The organism is Pacificispira sp. (assembly GCF_965228185.1).
In the GTDB taxonomy this organism is placed as follows: domain Bacteria; phylum Pseudomonadota; class Alphaproteobacteria; order UBA8366; family Aestuariispiraceae; genus Pacificispira.
This window is the reverse complement of record NZ_CBDDHE010000003.1, coordinates 96,125-111,604: the sequence shown is the minus strand read 5'-3', so window position 1 is coordinate 111,604 and position 15,480 is coordinate 96,125. Positions and strand designations below refer to the sequence as shown.

16 protein-coding genes are annotated in these 15,480 nt (G+C 58.9%); all 16 read left to right on the top strand.

Annotation, left to right across the window (positions count from 1 at the left end):
- Positions 1-4: 4 nt before the first annotated feature.
- Positions 5-2,656: a hypothetical protein gene (locus tag ACO06O_RS04210; RefSeq protein ID WP_421876608.1), complete on the top strand. Its 2,652-nt coding sequence runs from the start codon at positions 5-7 to the stop codon at positions 2,654-2,656.
- Between the two features lie 49 nt (positions 2,657-2,705).
- Positions 2,706-3,836 carry a hypothetical protein gene (locus ACO06O_RS04205; RefSeq protein WP_421876606.1) on the top strand — a complete coding sequence of 377 codons (1,131 nt, stop codon included), beginning with the start codon at positions 2,706-2,708 and terminating at the stop codon, positions 3,834-3,836.
- On the top strand, positions 3,836-6,214 hold the full coding sequence (locus ACO06O_RS04200; RefSeq protein ID WP_421876604.1) for a DUF7483 domain-containing protein: 2,379 nt from the start codon (positions 3,836-3,838) through the stop codon (positions 6,212-6,214). The genes ACO06O_RS04205 and ACO06O_RS04200 overlap by 1 nt, the downstream gene beginning before the upstream one ends.
- Before the next feature lie 27 nt (positions 6,215-6,241).
- Positions 6,242-6,895: a DUF4376 domain-containing protein gene (locus ACO06O_RS04195; RefSeq protein WP_421876602.1), complete on the top strand. Its 654-nt coding sequence runs from the start codon at positions 6,242-6,244 to the stop codon at positions 6,893-6,895.
- Between the two features lie 5 nt (positions 6,896-6,900).
- The gene (locus tag ACO06O_RS04190; RefSeq protein ID WP_421876600.1) at positions 6,901-7,083 is read left to right on the top strand and encodes a hypothetical protein; all 183 of its coding nucleotides are present in this window, start codon (positions 6,901-6,903) and stop codon (positions 7,081-7,083) included.
- Positions 7,080-7,535: a hypothetical protein gene (locus tag ACO06O_RS04185; RefSeq protein ID WP_421876598.1), complete on the top strand. Its 456-nt coding sequence runs from the start codon at positions 7,080-7,082 to the stop codon at positions 7,533-7,535. The genes ACO06O_RS04190 and ACO06O_RS04185 overlap by 4 nt, the downstream gene beginning before the upstream one ends.
- 46 nt (positions 7,536-7,581) lie before the next feature.
- Entirely contained in the window at positions 7,582-7,830 is a 249-nt protein-coding gene (locus tag ACO06O_RS04180; protein ID WP_421876596.1) for a hypothetical protein, read from the top strand.
- A gap of 13 nt (positions 7,831-7,843) precedes the next feature.
- Positions 7,844-8,686: a hypothetical protein gene (locus tag ACO06O_RS04175; RefSeq protein ID WP_421876594.1), complete on the top strand. Its 843-nt coding sequence runs from the start codon at positions 7,844-7,846 to the stop codon at positions 8,684-8,686.
- Between the two features lie 223 nt (positions 8,687-8,909).
- Entirely contained in the window at positions 8,910-9,725 is an 816-nt protein-coding gene (locus tag ACO06O_RS04170; protein WP_421876591.1) for a phage capsid protein, read from the top strand.
- A gap of 23 nt (positions 9,726-9,748) precedes the next feature.
- Positions 9,749-10,150, top strand: a complete 402-nt coding sequence (locus ACO06O_RS04165) for a hypothetical protein (protein WP_421876589.1) — start codon at positions 9,749-9,751, stop codon at positions 10,148-10,150.
- A gap of 182 nt (positions 10,151-10,332) precedes the next feature.
- Positions 10,333-10,461, top strand: coding sequence for a hypothetical protein (locus ACO06O_RS04160; RefSeq protein WP_421876587.1), 129 nt, complete (start codon positions 10,333-10,335; stop codon positions 10,459-10,461).
- 3 nt (positions 10,462-10,464) lie between these two features.
- The gene (locus ACO06O_RS04155) at positions 10,465-12,015 is read left to right on the top strand and encodes a portal protein (RefSeq protein ID WP_421876584.1); all 1,551 of its coding nucleotides are present in this window, start codon (positions 10,465-10,467) and stop codon (positions 12,013-12,015) included.
- 539 nt (positions 12,016-12,554) lie between these two features.
- Positions 12,555-12,944 (top strand): hypothetical protein, encoded by a 390-nt coding sequence (locus tag ACO06O_RS04150; RefSeq protein WP_421876582.1) that lies wholly within the window; start codon positions 12,555-12,557, stop codon positions 12,942-12,944.
- Positions 12,945-13,099: 155 nt separating this feature from the next.
- Positions 13,100-13,477, top strand: a complete 378-nt coding sequence (locus ACO06O_RS04145; protein WP_421876580.1) for a hypothetical protein — start codon at positions 13,100-13,102, stop codon at positions 13,475-13,477.
- Positions 13,470-14,000, top strand: a complete 531-nt coding sequence (locus ACO06O_RS04140) for a hypothetical protein (RefSeq protein WP_421876578.1) — start codon at positions 13,470-13,472, stop codon at positions 13,998-14,000. The genes ACO06O_RS04145 and ACO06O_RS04140 overlap by 8 nt, the downstream gene beginning before the upstream one ends.
- 783 nt (positions 14,001-14,783) lie before the next feature.
- Positions 14,784-15,335: a hypothetical protein gene (locus tag ACO06O_RS04135; protein ID WP_421876576.1), complete on the top strand. Its 552-nt coding sequence runs from the start codon at positions 14,784-14,786 to the stop codon at positions 15,333-15,335.
- Positions 15,336-15,480: the final 145 nt, after the last annotated feature.

Here is a 15,480-nt window from a genome sequence, read left to right as displayed (position 1 = left end):
GGAAGTGTCCGACGCTGAAATGGCGGCGGTGGAAAGCCTGATCCGTGCCTGGGAAGGTACGCTGAAGAAGAACGGCATCGACCCGAGTGACCGAACCGTCATCGATGAAGCCGCATTCAATCGCTTCTCCCAGGCCGCAAGGGACGCGGAAACCGCCGGGGAATACGCGGACGCCCTGGACCAACTAATCGATATCCAGATCAGCAAGCAAACGACGGCGGAAGCCTTGAAGTTGGCCCGTCGCTACATGAGCACGAAGGCGCGCATCGGTCTGCTCGAAAGGGTTCGCGGACTGGCCGAAACCTACAAGGGGAAGACCGAGGAAGCCGCCCGCAAGGCCAAGGGCAAGGCCCTGAAGGATATCGTATCGCGTTCTGTCGGATCGAAGGTCGATATCACCCTGGAGGAACTAATCCAGGCGACGCATCGCGATTCGTTCAACCTGGGTCTGCTACCCCGCCTGGACAAGGTGTTGGGCGGACCGAACCGCTACGCCGAACTTCGCGACCCGGAACTGTCTCAGGATGTGGTTCGCGAAGCCATGGCGCTGATGGCCGGACGTACCGACCGCGCAACCCGAAGCGATAAGGCGTTCGACGTGGCGAAGGTTCTGGTGGAGGAACTAGACTTCCTGCGCTTCAAGAACAACCGCGCGGGCGATCACATGCAGCCCAAGCGCGGCATGATTCAGCCCCTCCATGACTGGACAAGCATCCGCGATAACCGCGACGCTTTCGTCACGACCCTAGCCGAGTCCCTGGACGAAAGCGTCCATGGGGATATTGGACGCCGCCGTGCCCTGGCCGAGAAGATGTACCGGGATATCGAAATGAACCACGGGATCATCGACGTGAACGCCATGGGCGATACCACGCCGCGTACCGACTTCGGCGACCCGCTCCTGTCTGAGGCGCTGAAGGACGGCAGGGGGATCGACCCGGTTCTGGTCTTCAAGGACGGCGATAGCTGGATCAATTACAACAACCGCTTTGGCCAGCGTGATTTCATGGCGACCATCCTGAGCCAATTCGAATACATGAGCCGCCGCAACGCGCTGATGACCATGTTCGGCCCGAACTGGCAAACCACCTGGAATGAATTGGTCAAGTTCGCCAGTTCCACGGATGGAACCCGCAATGCCAACTCGACGCTGCGAAACCAACCCGACCTGAAACAGGCCGAATATCAGTTCCGCCGTCTCGCCTTGCCGACCATTCCGCAACGTCCGGCCTGGACCGCCGCGATGCAGACCGGGCGCAACGTGGAGATCGCATCCAAACTCGGATCGGCGACACTGGCCGCGCTTCTGGACGTGCCAACCGTCATGGCGTTTGGGTCCCGCATTCAGGATATGCCGGTCATGCAGAACATGGGCCGTATCCTCTCCGGCTACGGAAGTGGATCTTCGGAGGCAAGAACCTATGGGCGATACCTTGGTACTGCCGTGGAAGCGATGAACGGTTCCATCGTGGATCGCTTCATGGCCGGTGCCGATACCGCCGTGGGGAAACTGTCGAACGGTTCGTCCCGCATGGCGCATTTCGTCATGAAGGTTTCCGGTTTGGAATGGTGGACAGATAGCCTTCGTGCCGGTGTGACCGCGATGATGCGTTCCGACCTGGGCGACAAGATCGCGCAACGAATCGCGTGGTCTGAACTGACGCCGAAGTACCGCGACACCCTGTCCCGAACCGGAATCGGGGAAGCCGACTGGACCCGCCTGCTTAGGGAACAACCGCTGGACGCCGAAGGTAAGTTCGATCCGCTGGTCCTACGTGAGGCCGATACCCTGGACCCGAACGCGGAACCCGGCGTTACCCTGACGCACCGCCTGTTGGCTTGGTTCGATGAAGGCGCGACTTCCATGGTCATCGGACCGGACGCCCGCGACGTGGCGGCAACCGGTCTGTACTTCGAACCCGGTTCGGCGTCCGAACAGGTCGCCCGTACCCTGCTCGGGTTCAAGACGTTCCCGATCACCTACACCCGCAAGGTATTGGGGCGCACCGTCCACCAGCGCACGACCGTGGCGGATAAGGTCAACACCATCGCGACACTGACCGCGCTTACCGTCCTGAGCCAGTGGGTGGTGATGAACGCCCGCGAAGTCAGCAAGGGCAACCAATTGCTGGACCCGGCCCAGGCCGGTAACTGGCTGGAAGCCTTCACGTCATCCGGGGTGTTCGGACTGATCGGGGATTTCTATGCCGATACCGGGGGTAAAAACTTCTTCCGCATGCTGTTCAACGGCGAAATGCCGGAGCGCGTGGACGCATCCCGCCTGTTCCTGGGACCGTTCTTCACCGATGTAATGTCGATCATGGATAGCGGTGCCCGTACGGCTGGTGCCGGTGGACGCCTTCTTTTGGAGGAAGCCGGTCTGGTGGATCGTTCCCAAGAGGATATCGAAGGCGCACTGCGCGGCGGTACCCGCGATCTGTTCCGCACCATGTCGGGAACCGTACCGGGGCAATCCCTGTGGTTTGCCCGTGGCCTGTACCGCTCTGCCATCTACGACACCATGTTCGACTTCGTGGACCCGGAAGCCTACGACCGTGCCCAGCAGCGCGCGGAAAGGCTGGCCGAGGACAAGAACCTGAACGGCGAACTGCGCGGTCCGTACGGTCGATGGCTGGATCGCGCGTTCGGACGTTAATCAGTCAGGTAGGTCGGTAAATACCCTCAGCTACTGAGGGCACCGACCTATGACGATTACGACCACCGCAACCCGAATTGCCTATTCCGCGACTGGCGGCGCAACCTACAGCGTTCCGTTCGAATTCTTCGATGATTCGGACCTTGACGTTTTCGTCGCGGGAACCCAGCAGACCCTGACGACCCACTACACCGTTTCAGGCGGCGACGGTTCGAACGGCAGCATCACGTTTACCAGCGGCAACATCCCCACGGCGGCTACCGCCATCGTTATCGCCCTGGACCTTCCGCTGAAGCGCGACACCGATTACCAGCAATCCGGCCCGTATCTCGCTGATACCGTCAACCTGGACCACGACCGCGCCTGGGTCGCGATCAAACAGCTTTCGGAGGGGTTGGAACGCGCGATCCAGGTTCCGATCACCGATGGCAGTTCCGGTTACGATTGGCCGACGCCGACCGCTTCTACCGTGATCGGATGGAACAGCGCGGGCACCGCCCTGGAAAACGTCACCCTGGCCAGCATCGGTTCGGCAATCTTTCCGGGATCATCGACCGACAACGCGGTGCCACGATTCGACGGAACCGGCGGGCAATCCTTCCAGGGTTCGGGCGTCACGATCAGCGACGGCGACGACCTGACGGTTCCCGGCGTGATTGCCGACGCCGTGTTCACGTCGAACGACTCGGTCGGTACGTCGTCCCGCCTGAACTTCATCTCTTGGAACTCCAACTTCGGCCCGATCATCCGCGCAACCGGGGCCAGCAACTCGGGTCTCAACTTCGATTCTAACGGCACCGGCCCGTTCCGTTGGACGCATTCCAACGGCGTTACCACGCTGGCCACGCTGAACGCGACCGGCCTAACCCTGACCGGGAACCTGACCGCGAAGACCGGATACATTCCGTTCACGACGGACAACGACGGCACTCTCGATATGAGCGCCGCGCAAAACTTCAAGGTTACCCCGTCCGGCAACGTGACCCTGCAATTCAGCAACGAAGTGAATGGCCAATCCGGCTGGATCATCCTGGATAACAGCGGCGGTCACACGATCAGCTTGGGGGCCGAAGTGAAGGTACCGGGCGGCAGTCTGAGCCTGGGAACCGGCACGCACATTCTGAGCTACGTCAGTGACGGAACCAGCGTCTATGTGACGGCGGCAACGGAGGTCAGCTAATGCCGATCTTTCCCGCCGCCGCTATTGCTTCCGGTCAAGTCTGGGACGCCGATACCGTCGCCGCATCCGCGTGGTTCGACGGTAGCGCCGACTATCTGGCGAAGACATGGGGGAGCGCCCCGAACGATGGGTCGAAATGGATCGTGTCGGTTTGGGTCATGCGAACCGGGTTTGGTTCGTCGCCATTCATCTTCGAAAGCCGCACGGGCGGTCCCGGTTCTGGTCGCATCAATCTATACTTCAATTCGAACGCAATCTCGGTATCCGAGGATTCCGGCACGGCGATTACCACGAATGCGGTTTATCGCGATACCGGCTGGTTCCATCTGGTTCTGTCCCTGGATTCCGACGACGCTACCGCCGCCGATAGGCTGAAACTTTGGGTGAACGGGGAGGAAGTCACCAGTTTTGCATTGGACAACCGCGCGGCCAACATCGCATCCGGTGCGACCTACAACTGGATGGCCAACGGCGTTGAGAACGTCATCGGCACCTACAACAAATCGACGTTGTTCTTCGATGGATACATGGCGCAGTTCACCTCGCTGGACGGCGTATCGATCCAGAACGGCGACTACTCGATTACCGACTTCGGCGCGTTTACCGCCGCCGGAACCAACGGTTCGATCTGGTCGCCCATCGCGGATAGTGCCGCCGTCGCCATGGCGAGTGCGACCGGCGGCAACAGTTTCAGCCTAACCTCGGGAATCGGTGACGGCACCGACGCCAGTTCCAACTCCAATGACTTCACCCCGACCAGCATGTCTCAGGCGGCAAACGGTTCGGCCAACAGCCCGTCCAACCACTACGCCGTAATGAATCCGAATATCACCGGGGAACATCCGGCCACCTTCGCGGAAGGGGCACGCCGCGTAAGCCGTGCCAGTGCGGACGCCAGTGTTACACCTTCAACTCTGGCCTTTCCCGGTACCGGCAACTTCTACGCAGAAGCGCAGATCATTGCGGATGCCACTACCGGGCAGGCAGCAGTGGGTATCGATTACGCGCCGCAGATCGGCAACTACAACGTCACGGCCAACAACAACTATCTGGGCCGCACGGCAACCGCTTATGGTCTGACCTCCAACGGATCGCAAACCAACTGGCGCAACAACGATAGTTCAACGCAACTCGGTTCCGGGGCGGGATGGGCCGACAACGATATCATCGGCCTGCACTACGATAGCGGCGATCTGACTGTCTATCTGAACGGGGCGTTGGTCGGGACGATCAGCAGTATCGATACCTCGGTACACTGGCATTTCGCATCGGCATGCGAGTCCGGCGGCGATGTTCGCTGGTACTTCCAGGAAGACGAATGGACCTACTCGGCCCCGTCCGGCGCGAAGGCGCTTTGTACGGCGAACCTGAATACGGCGGCGTATCAGGGCGCGGACTATTTCAATGCCGTGCTTTACACGGGGAATGGTGCAACTGGACAGGCCGTTTCAGGTTTCGGGTTCCAACCGGACTTAGTGTGGGGGAAACACCGCGACCTAGCGGAGAACCACAACATTTTCGACGCGGTTCGCGGTGCGGATAAACGCCTGCGAACAAACGCAACAGATGCTGAAGCCACGACCTCGTACTTCGATAGCTTTGATAGCGATGGATTTACCCTGGACGGAACCGGCGACATTAACGCCGCCACCTACGCGGCTGTTTCCTGGGGCTTCAAAGCCGGTGGATCAGGTGCCGCAAACGCGGACGGTTCGATCAGCAGTACCGTTAGTGTGGCGGACGCCGGTCACTTCAGTGTCATCACCACGACTATGACGGGAGGCACAGACCAAATCGGTCACGGGCTCCCGGATGCGCCAGAATTGGTTATTATGAAGGACCTCTCGAACGCAACCAATTGGTACGTTTACCATAAGGATGCCGGGGAAACTAACGAGCTATATCTGAACCTTACTAACGCCGCGTCGGCCTCTGGACGTTGGGGTAATCTAGCTCCGACCTCGACGATAATCTACGCGCTGCTCGCCGCCTCTGATGCGGTCCTCTACGCATTCCGCTCCGTCCCTGGCGTCTGCAAAGTCGGATCGTACATCGGTAACGGCGCGGCGGGTGGTCCGTTCGTGTGGTGCGGGTTCCGCCCGCGTTTCCTGATGATCAAGGTCGCCAGCGGCGGCACCGGCAACTGGGAACTCTGGGATACCCAACGCCTCGAATACAACCCGCATACCGATAGCCTTCGTGCGAATAGCAGCGCCGCCGAGGTCACGTTCGCAAGTGGCGGACTGGATATCCTATCGGATGGCTTCAAACACCGCCAAACTAGCGGCGACATGAACACCAGCGGATACACCTACGTCTACCTAGCAATAGCCGACGTCGCCGGGGGTGGGAACCTGCCGCCGGTACCGGGACGATAAATAACAATAACAACGAGGGTACCCGCCATGTTCGCCGAAGTCAGAGACGATTCCGTAGTTCGCGTATTCCGCGCCGCCCGACCGATTGAGGTAGAGGGCGTGCGTTACCCCGCGTCGATCTTCCGGGACTTCACCAGGGCGGCACTCGCATCCCTTGGGTATCACCCGATCCAGAAGCAACCGGAGCAAAACCGCGCGTTCCACTTCGCAAATTCACCGACCTACGCGCTGGTCGATGGTGACGTTGTGGAAACCATCACCTTCACCCCCTGGCCGCTAGATCGCGTTCGTGACAAACGAAAAGCCGACGTGAAAGCCGAGTTTTCCGGGCGTATGGCGCAGGGGTTCGTCTACGACGATACGATTCCGGTTGATATCGACGCGAACTCGCAGCGGGATATCGACACCGAATTCACCGCCGCGACCGACCTGACGAACTTCCCGACGTGGCCGGAAGACTATCAGTGGCGCGGGTACGACAACGCTTTCTACGGCCTGGACCGCGCCGGGGTAGTCGCCATGGCGAAGGCCGCACGCGACCATAAGCGCGCCATGTACGCCGCAAAGTGGACCCATGAATCCGCCATTGATGCGCTGAATTCTATCGCCGATCTGGCCGCGTATGACGTGACCACGGGCTGGCCCGAAACCGCCGCCGAATGGTTGGCCGACCAGGAGTAACTGACATGCCCGAATTGGAAGTCCGCGTCACCGTCCTGGAAACCCACGAGAAGTACCAAGACGAAAAGATCGACCGCAACCAAAGCAGCTTGGCCCGCCTGTATGTCGGACTCGCATCCATCGGGATCAGCGCCGTTGGCGTGCTGGTCTACTGGGTCATGACCAAATCGGGGATTCCACTGCCATGACCAACACGCTTGAACATCGCCTATTTTACTGCACCCCGATGCGCCGCATTTTGACGGCGCTGATCGCCGGGCTATTCATCGCCTGGGCCTTCATCATGGTGACCCGAAACCCGGTCGAGGTACTAGCCGTCACGGTGCCGGAAGGGACCTATTCGGCGGGGGATTATCTAACGGTTGAATACACGGTGAACCGTCGCGAATCCTGCCCCAGCGATATCGTTGAGTTTTGGGTGGATCACGACGGGATTGCGCGAGTTCGTGCCACCATCGAAGGCGGCTACAGCCCGGTCGGAACCACGACGGTGCCGGTCCGATTGACCATTCCGGTAGAGATGGCGGGTTCCGAAACCGCAACATACTTCGGCTTTATCGAGAGTTACTGTCACGGCTGGTTCGGTCTGAGGAAGTCCATCACGACGTTCCCGGCGTTTACGGTCAGGCTAACCGACTGAGTTCCGTAAATAGGTTCGAACCGAAACGAACCGAACGGAACCTATCATGACGCGATGGACGCATAATCCAAAGCCGGACCCCAATACCGGCGACTCCGACCGAATGGACGAACGCTACGCGATGGTCTTCGGTTCGGAACAGGGCCTGAAGGTCCTAGACGACCTGCTAAAGCAGGTCGAATTCCCCAGCATCAACGACCGAGAAATCAACGCCAATACCTGCATCTGGAAAGAGGCGCGTAGGGCGTTGCTTTTGTATGTGCAGAACCGCGTCAAGCGCGGCACCCCAAAGTAGGAGGAAACCCCCAATGCCCGAAGCAGAGACCGCCCAGGCGGATAACGCGGCAACAACCGGCAATCAGACCGAAGGTGCCGCCGATACCCAGGAAACGCAAACCGATACCCAGACCCAGGAACAGCCCGTCGATATGGGTTTCCTGAACGGTATGGATGACGACGCCGAACAGGCCGAGTCGCGGGAAACGGATATCCAGGACAAGGATGATTCCGAAACCGATACCCAGGAAGACCGCCCCGAGTGGTTGCCCGAGAAGTTCAAGTCGCCGGAAGACATGGCGAAGGCTTATGCGAACCTGGAAAAGAAACTCGGCGAGAAACAGCCTTCCGCCCCGGAAAGCTACGACTTCGATACGGCGATCCAGGAACACGGTTTGGCGGAACTGTCCGACGATGAACGCACCATGATTACCGATGGGTTCAAGGAACTGAAGATGACCCAGGATCAGGTCAACGGGGTCATCGGGATGTACAAAACCCAGCTTTCCAGCTTCGCGGCCCAATACGGCCCGCCCGTCGATCAGGAAGCCCAGGCGAAGGCGCTGAGGGAATCCTGGGGTGACGACCTGGAGGATCGCCAACAGGCCGTCAGGTCATTCGCCCGCACCCTGGACCGTGACGTGCTGACCCATCCCCTGGGCAAGACCGCCAAGGGGATGGAACTGCTGTACTCCATGATGAAGGACCGTCGCGGCGTGGAAATCCTGAACTCGGATACCGCCGGGTCCGCCGATATCGAAAGCCGCCTGAGCGAAGTCGTGGCGGACCCGGAATACTGGGCGAATACTCCGCGCGGCAAGAGGCTTCAGCAAGAGGCGAGCGAACTGTCCGGGAAACTATCCCAGGTCAAGTAATACGGATAACCGAGTATCCGCACGGAACCCCCCGCAGAAATGCGGGGGGTTTGTCGTTTGTGGTCGGTAAATAAAGAAGACAACCCCGTACGGCCCGATCACGAGGCGCAACTCTGGCCCGCATCTAGTGCGGAGAACCGGATTCCAGACGACCTTACTCATACGGATAACCGACGCGGTGGATTGGCGAAAACCCAAACCATCTAGTCGGAGGAATATCCCGATGAGTACCACAATCGATAATACCTTCATTACCCAGTGGACGGCGGAAGTTCATCACAACTTCCAGCAGTTGAACTCGAACCTGCGTGGCGCGGTTCGTACCGTCAACAACGTCGTGGGTGAAGCCTACAAGTTCCCGGTGATCGGTACCGGATCGGCGACCAAGAACAAGGCCCGCCATGCCGACCTTCAGCCGATGGACGTTTCCCACAGCATCAAGACCGCAACCCTGTCGAACTGGCACGGCGTCGAATGGATCGATGACCTGGATCAGTTCAAGACGAACGCCGACTACCGCCGTGAGTATCTGACAACGGTGACCGGCGCGATCAACCGTGGCCTGGAGGAGGAAATCGTCACCGCGATGGCGACGACCACCAACTCTGCAACGGCGGGCGCGATGGACACCGATCTGGTCGCGGAACTCCACAAGGAACTGACCAAGAATAAGGTGCCGATGGGAGACCGCTATCTGATCATTCACTACGGTGCGCTCGAAGACATGCTGAACGACGCCAAGATCGCGTCCAACGACTATCTGTCGAAGGAAGCTTTCACGACCGGCTTCGTGAAGGGCGTCATGGGCTTCAATGTCATCCTGATGGAAGACGCCGACCTTCTGCCGGTCGATACCGCATCGAAGCACACCTGCTTCGCCTTCCATAAGTCCGCGCTCGGACTGGCCATCGGCAAGGACATCTCGCTCCGCGTCGATTACCGCTCCGACAAGGACCTCTGGCAGGTCATGGGCAAGCTGTCGGCTGGTGCCGTGGCGGTTGACCCGGCTGGGATCATCTCCGTGGAAGTCGATGACTAAGCGGTAACAGGAGGATAAGAACAATGACCCAGATTACCTACAGCGACTTCCAGGTCATCAAGATGACCGCAACCCTTAACGCCGTGGCGGATAGTACCGGGGAAGTCACCCTCGGTACGGTTCCCGCCGGATTCGTCGTGGTGCAAGCCTTCGTCGATATCGAACAGTTGACGACAAACAACGAAATCGATATCGGCCCGGACGGCGGAAACCTGGATGCGATCTTCGACGGTCTGGACCCGAGTTCCGGTGCGGTTGCCGCATCCTGGAACACGGCGACGGTTCCCGGAGTGGACGCGACCACGCTGAACCGTTACGCGGCTGACACCGTTCTGGTGGCAACCAACGTCGGTTCCGCCGCAACCCCGTCCAGCGACAAGACCCTGAATCTGTACCTGATTGGGTACCGCGACTACACGGTCTAACCGGACGCGCAAGCAGAAGCTAGAAGGGCCAGCCTTAACCGGGCTGGCCCTTTGCGTTGATGGGTAAATAACTCCAGGAACCAAGGAGGATACCCGCAATGTGTGCAGGACCACTAGCCCCGCCGAAAACAAACCTTCCGCCGCCGCCGCCGCGTCCCGAAGAAGCCGTGGAGCAGCGCGAAATGGAAGCGAAGCGTGCCGCTGAAGCTGAACGCCAGCGCCGCGCCAAATCCCGCGCCAAGAACACCACGCTGAACCCCGGAACCGGGTTCCTCGGCCTGGACCAGGAAAGCGACGGTCTGGGGCTTTAATCGATGGATCAGACGAAGGCCGCTCAGATCAAGAAGAGGTACAAGCTTGCGTGTTCCAAGAAGGAACATCACGCGGAGCATATCAACGAATCGTACCTCTACACATACCCGGCACGCGAACCAAAGCGTGAAGCCGGTGAGTCGGTCTACCGTGAACTCTACGATAGTACGGCAACCAAGAGTGCGGATCAGCTAATCAGTACGATCCTGTCATTCCTTATCCCGAACGATTCGAAGTGGGCCGTCCTGGACGTGGAACCCGAGTTGGTGAAGAACCGACCGCATGGGGAACTGCGTCGCCAACTGGCTGGACAGACCACGATACTGTTTCACCACCTGAACCAATCGAACTTCTACATTGCCGCCGCTGAGGCCCTGAAGGACGTGATCGTCGCCGGGTCCGCATGTCTAGCCGTGGAGTACGACGATAGCGGACTGCGCTACACGGCGGTCCCGGTGCAGGAACTGGCCTATATGGACAACGGTCGCGGCGACGTGGACACGGTGTTCCGCGATCACGAACTGCCCGCCCGTACGCTGGTCGAAATGTACCCGGACGACGCCCCGCAGGAACTCAAGGACATGGCGCGCGACAACCCGGACAAGCCGGTGCCGGTAATCGAGTCGATGACGCCGAACGGAAAGCGTTCCGACTACGCGCTGCACCTCAAGAAGGGGTGGCACAAGCTGTTCATGAAGACTGTAAATTATATGCCGTTCGTCGTGTTCCGCTGGACGAAGGGCGCGAACGATACCTGGGGCGACTCCCCGGTTCGCCAAACGCTGGCCCATATAAAAACCGCAAACAAAATCGTGGAATGCATGCTGGACCACGGCGACTTCGCCGCGCATGGGGCGTGGTTCACCGACGACGAAGGCATGAAGGACCAGACTCTGTATCCGGGCGCGGTTCTCTACACTTATGGGGAGGGGCTGAAGCCAATCCCGTTCCCCGGCGATCTGCGCGTGGATAACGCCCTGCTGGAACAGACCCGCGCCCAGATCAGGGAAGGTTTGTACTCGGATGCGCTTCCGCCGCCCGATCCGGCCAACCGCATGACCACGGCGGAAGTCACCGTAAGGCAGGGGCAGTTCCTTCGCAGCATCGGGCCGAACGCGATCCGCTTGGAAAAGGAATTTCTGAAGCCGATTGTCCTGGCGACGATTCGCCTGCTTCAGAATGCCGGGGTCATGGAATCATTCAAGGTGGACGCCAAGCCGATTACGCTGCTGACCTACTCGCTGGTCCGTCGTCAAATGGCGATGGAAGAAATTACCCGAACGGTCGAAATGATCGGACTGGCGACCAGCCTGTTCGGGCCGATTGGTCTGGCCAACATCGACGTGCCGAAGCTGACCCGACATATTCTGGAAGCCGGTGGGGTATCCCCCCAGATGCTGAAGCCGATGGAGCAGGTCGAGCAGGAAATGCAGGCCATCAACACGGTCCAGGCCATGATGGGCGCGCAACAGGCGCAGTCCGGTCAGGGCAACCCGGAAACCGCGCAGGCAACCGGACAGGCATTGGGCGGGCTGGTAGCCGGTCAAGGCTAAGCCGTAACACCGTTCGGATTGTCAGGAATAAACCGAAAGACCCATCTAGGAAACCCGGCTGTTCAGTCTGCCGGAACCTGAACGGAACGCCGGACAATACCGGAACATCCGTTCTCTTTAAACCGGATCGAAATCCACCCCGGATTTCCGCCCGGTTTCGCCCGATCCTGCACACTTGGCACGAATCGACGCGGTGCGATACTCGGGTTCCCGGATTTCAACTCTACACGCTGGACGGGCACCCAAGGCGCGACGGTCGGTATATGGAAGGATCGGAACCGATTCCCCGTCGCACGGATATTTACCCGAATGTGTCTGGAATCCTGTCCGCCTCAAGGTGTGCCCAGAAATGGCCTTGTTTCGCCAATGGCACCGCGCCGCCTACAATGGGGTTGCAAGTCGCTCCGATACCATGTTAGAGAAGTTCAGCCCGGATGGTCTGGGCTGTTATTGGAACTGTAAATGCGCCGAACCCCGGACGGTAACCCCGTCCAGGCCCTAGGCGTATCATCATCGTGAAAACAGAGGAGAGTATGACAATGGCGAAACAAGCTTCGATCCTTGCCGGTCTGACCGCGACGGACGTTACCAAGCCGAAATCGACGAAGACCAGCAGCATTGCGGACGCCCGCGAAGTGTTCGTGAAGGCCGCGAAGACCCAAATCGAGACCATCGATAAGGAAATCGCCGACCCGGAAGCCACCCAGGGCATGCGCCGCTGGTACTTCGAAAAGGGCGGTGCCTACTTCGTCGCCCCGTACTACGGGAACCGGCAAATGCCCGTGAACGGTTCGCCCAGCTTCCAAGCGGGGGATTCCCTGGCCGCATGTAAGACGGTCCTGGAAACCCTGATCAAGGCCGCTGAAGCCGGGGAACTGGACAAGGCAATTTTGGACGCCAAGGCGAAGGGAACCCCCAAGGCGAAGTAACCCAAGTCGATACCCCGAACGAGAACCCCCAGGCTAACCCCCTGGGGGTTTTTGTTTGTCCGGGTTGTCGCCATCGGTCCCGCCGTGATATAAGGGCGAATCGCCAATGGCGACAAATAGCGATTGGAACCGCTAGAACCGTGAAAGGAAAAGGAATGTCACAACTCGCATACGGAACCCTAGAAGCGGTCCGGTCTATCGGATCGGATTGGGGATGGTGCGCGGCTTCGAATATCGACTTGCCGGATATCGGAACGGTGCCCCGAAAAGATATCGACTGGAAAGGATGCGACCCGGTAACGGACGAAAACACCGCCTGGGAAGTCTTCGAAGTCATCGCCCAACACTATCAGGAAACCGCCCGGTTATTCGGAACCGAGTTCAAGGGGTACGTTCAGGACATCGATTCGCGCCCGGATACGGCCCAGGCATGGGAAGCTTTCGAAGCCGGGGTATCGGATGGGCTATACCAGAATTTCGAAGAAAGGGTGAACCGTTCCGGGTTCTATCAGGGGGGAACCGACAATGCATAATCGACTGGACGCGGAAAGCTTCGCCCTGAATGAACTACTGGAATGTCTGAACTACCAGCCGGACCTGGAATCGGCACGGGAAGCCGCAGAGAACAATCTGTATGCTACGGAGTTCGCCTTCTACGATCTGGACGACATTTTCAGCGACTACGAACAGGACCACTATTCGGACGCGGACGAACTGACCAGCGGAACCGAGTACAAGGCCGGTGATTGGCGCAGCGCACGGGAAGCCTACGCCAACGCCCTGGCACTGTCCGCATGCCGTGCCGAACTGGACGACGCGGTAACGACCATCAAGGAACGCCTGGACGATCTAACCGAGACCGTCGCCGAATACACGGACCAGGAACCCAAACCGGAAACCGGATGGGGTTGCACCCATGGATGGGCCGCACACGACCTGGAAACCGACTCGGGGGTATGCGTGTGGAAGTCCCGCCAACTGGACGGAGTGAACGGCGCGGCGGTGCAGTTGGGTTGCGGCTACTGGGCAAGCGTCACCTGGAACCCGGACGCCTAGCACGTCGCACCCTGTAGAGCCTGAGAGAACCCCCTAGGATCGCCTGGGGGGTTTTCCTTTGCCTGGACGCCTGAGAGCCTACAGCCAAGCCTGGACGGGCCGTAGCGGCTTCCCTGGCGGTGCCACACCCTCACGGCCTGGACACACCCCAGCGACGCCTGGACGGTCTACCAGGGCGCGGCAAGTGTCTACCAGGGCGCACCATCCTATGAGGGTATCGGAGCCAAACCCATACAACCCCACAAGATCACGCATCGGTAACGGTCTGGGTACGCATGGTCGGACGCCTGGGCGGATAGTCGGGTAAATACCTGGGCAAACAGGGCACGATACAAGGATTCCCTAGGCTGTTCGGTACTTCCATAAATAGTTGCGTATCGTGCCCCGCTTTGTCCCCTCGACAATGCGGCTTTAGGTATGCTCAAACCCCAAGACCCTAGCCCGATCTGTTCTCATCCCGTACACACGAATGAGAACATCAGGCGTGTTCTCGTTCCCCCAACCCGATAGACCCTCAATCGCACCACGAATCCGCGCCGTACGTTGTCCTAGTGTTGTCCTAGCCTGGGATGTACGTGCGCAAACCATTGGAAAACCTATGTTTTTCCCCGTGGTGTACGTTCTGGCATGACAATTCGACTGTTCCGAGGGTACCCCCCGCCCGGTACCCGGTTCCCCTTTGTTCTCTTTTCGCGCCGTGGGGGGGTGCCTTTAAAAACACGCGCATTTTTCTGAGAATCGTACTAGGCGTCGCTTATTGTCCACCGAACCTGGGACCACGCGATGGGTAAAGAACCGTCCGATAAGCCGTCGATAGAAGTCTCTGCGATACGAGAACCGACCCCGGAAGAATGGGAACAGGGAAGGCGGTTTTTAGAGCAGGAAACGGAAGCCGAAAAAGATGCCGACGAGGCACTACAGTTGGCAGTTCAGTCTCTTCAGTCTGATATCGCGGAGGATGCCCGCCGCGCTATGCGGAACCTGACTGTCAGTTCCCTGACGGTGATTCTTCTTAGGTATACCGGTTGGCCTATGAACCAGCTTAATCTGTTAGGCATTGCGTTGCCCAAGGAACACCTCTCAACCTATCAAATTCTCATGCTGGTAGGGGTGTCCTATTTCATGGTGGGTTTCGTTGTTCGGTACCTTCGGTCTTTTATGTTCCGGTACTATACTAGAAACCTAACCAAAACCGGGGTTGCGATTGCATTCTATGATATTGCACCGATTTCAACAGTTAATAAGATATTCTTTTATCTGCGTCGCCTAGACGCGCTGGTAGCTTTTCTAACCGGCGCATACGCGATCTGGATATTGGGTTACGCTATTTCCTGATACTATTCCTGCCGATTACTTCTGCGGAAACGATTCGTCCTTCCTTCGCCGAAACCCGGCGAACCCTGGAACTGTTACCCAAAGTGCATACCTTTTGGTCTAGTCGGGTAAGTAACTCGGCAACCAATAGATCGAGAGGAAAAGG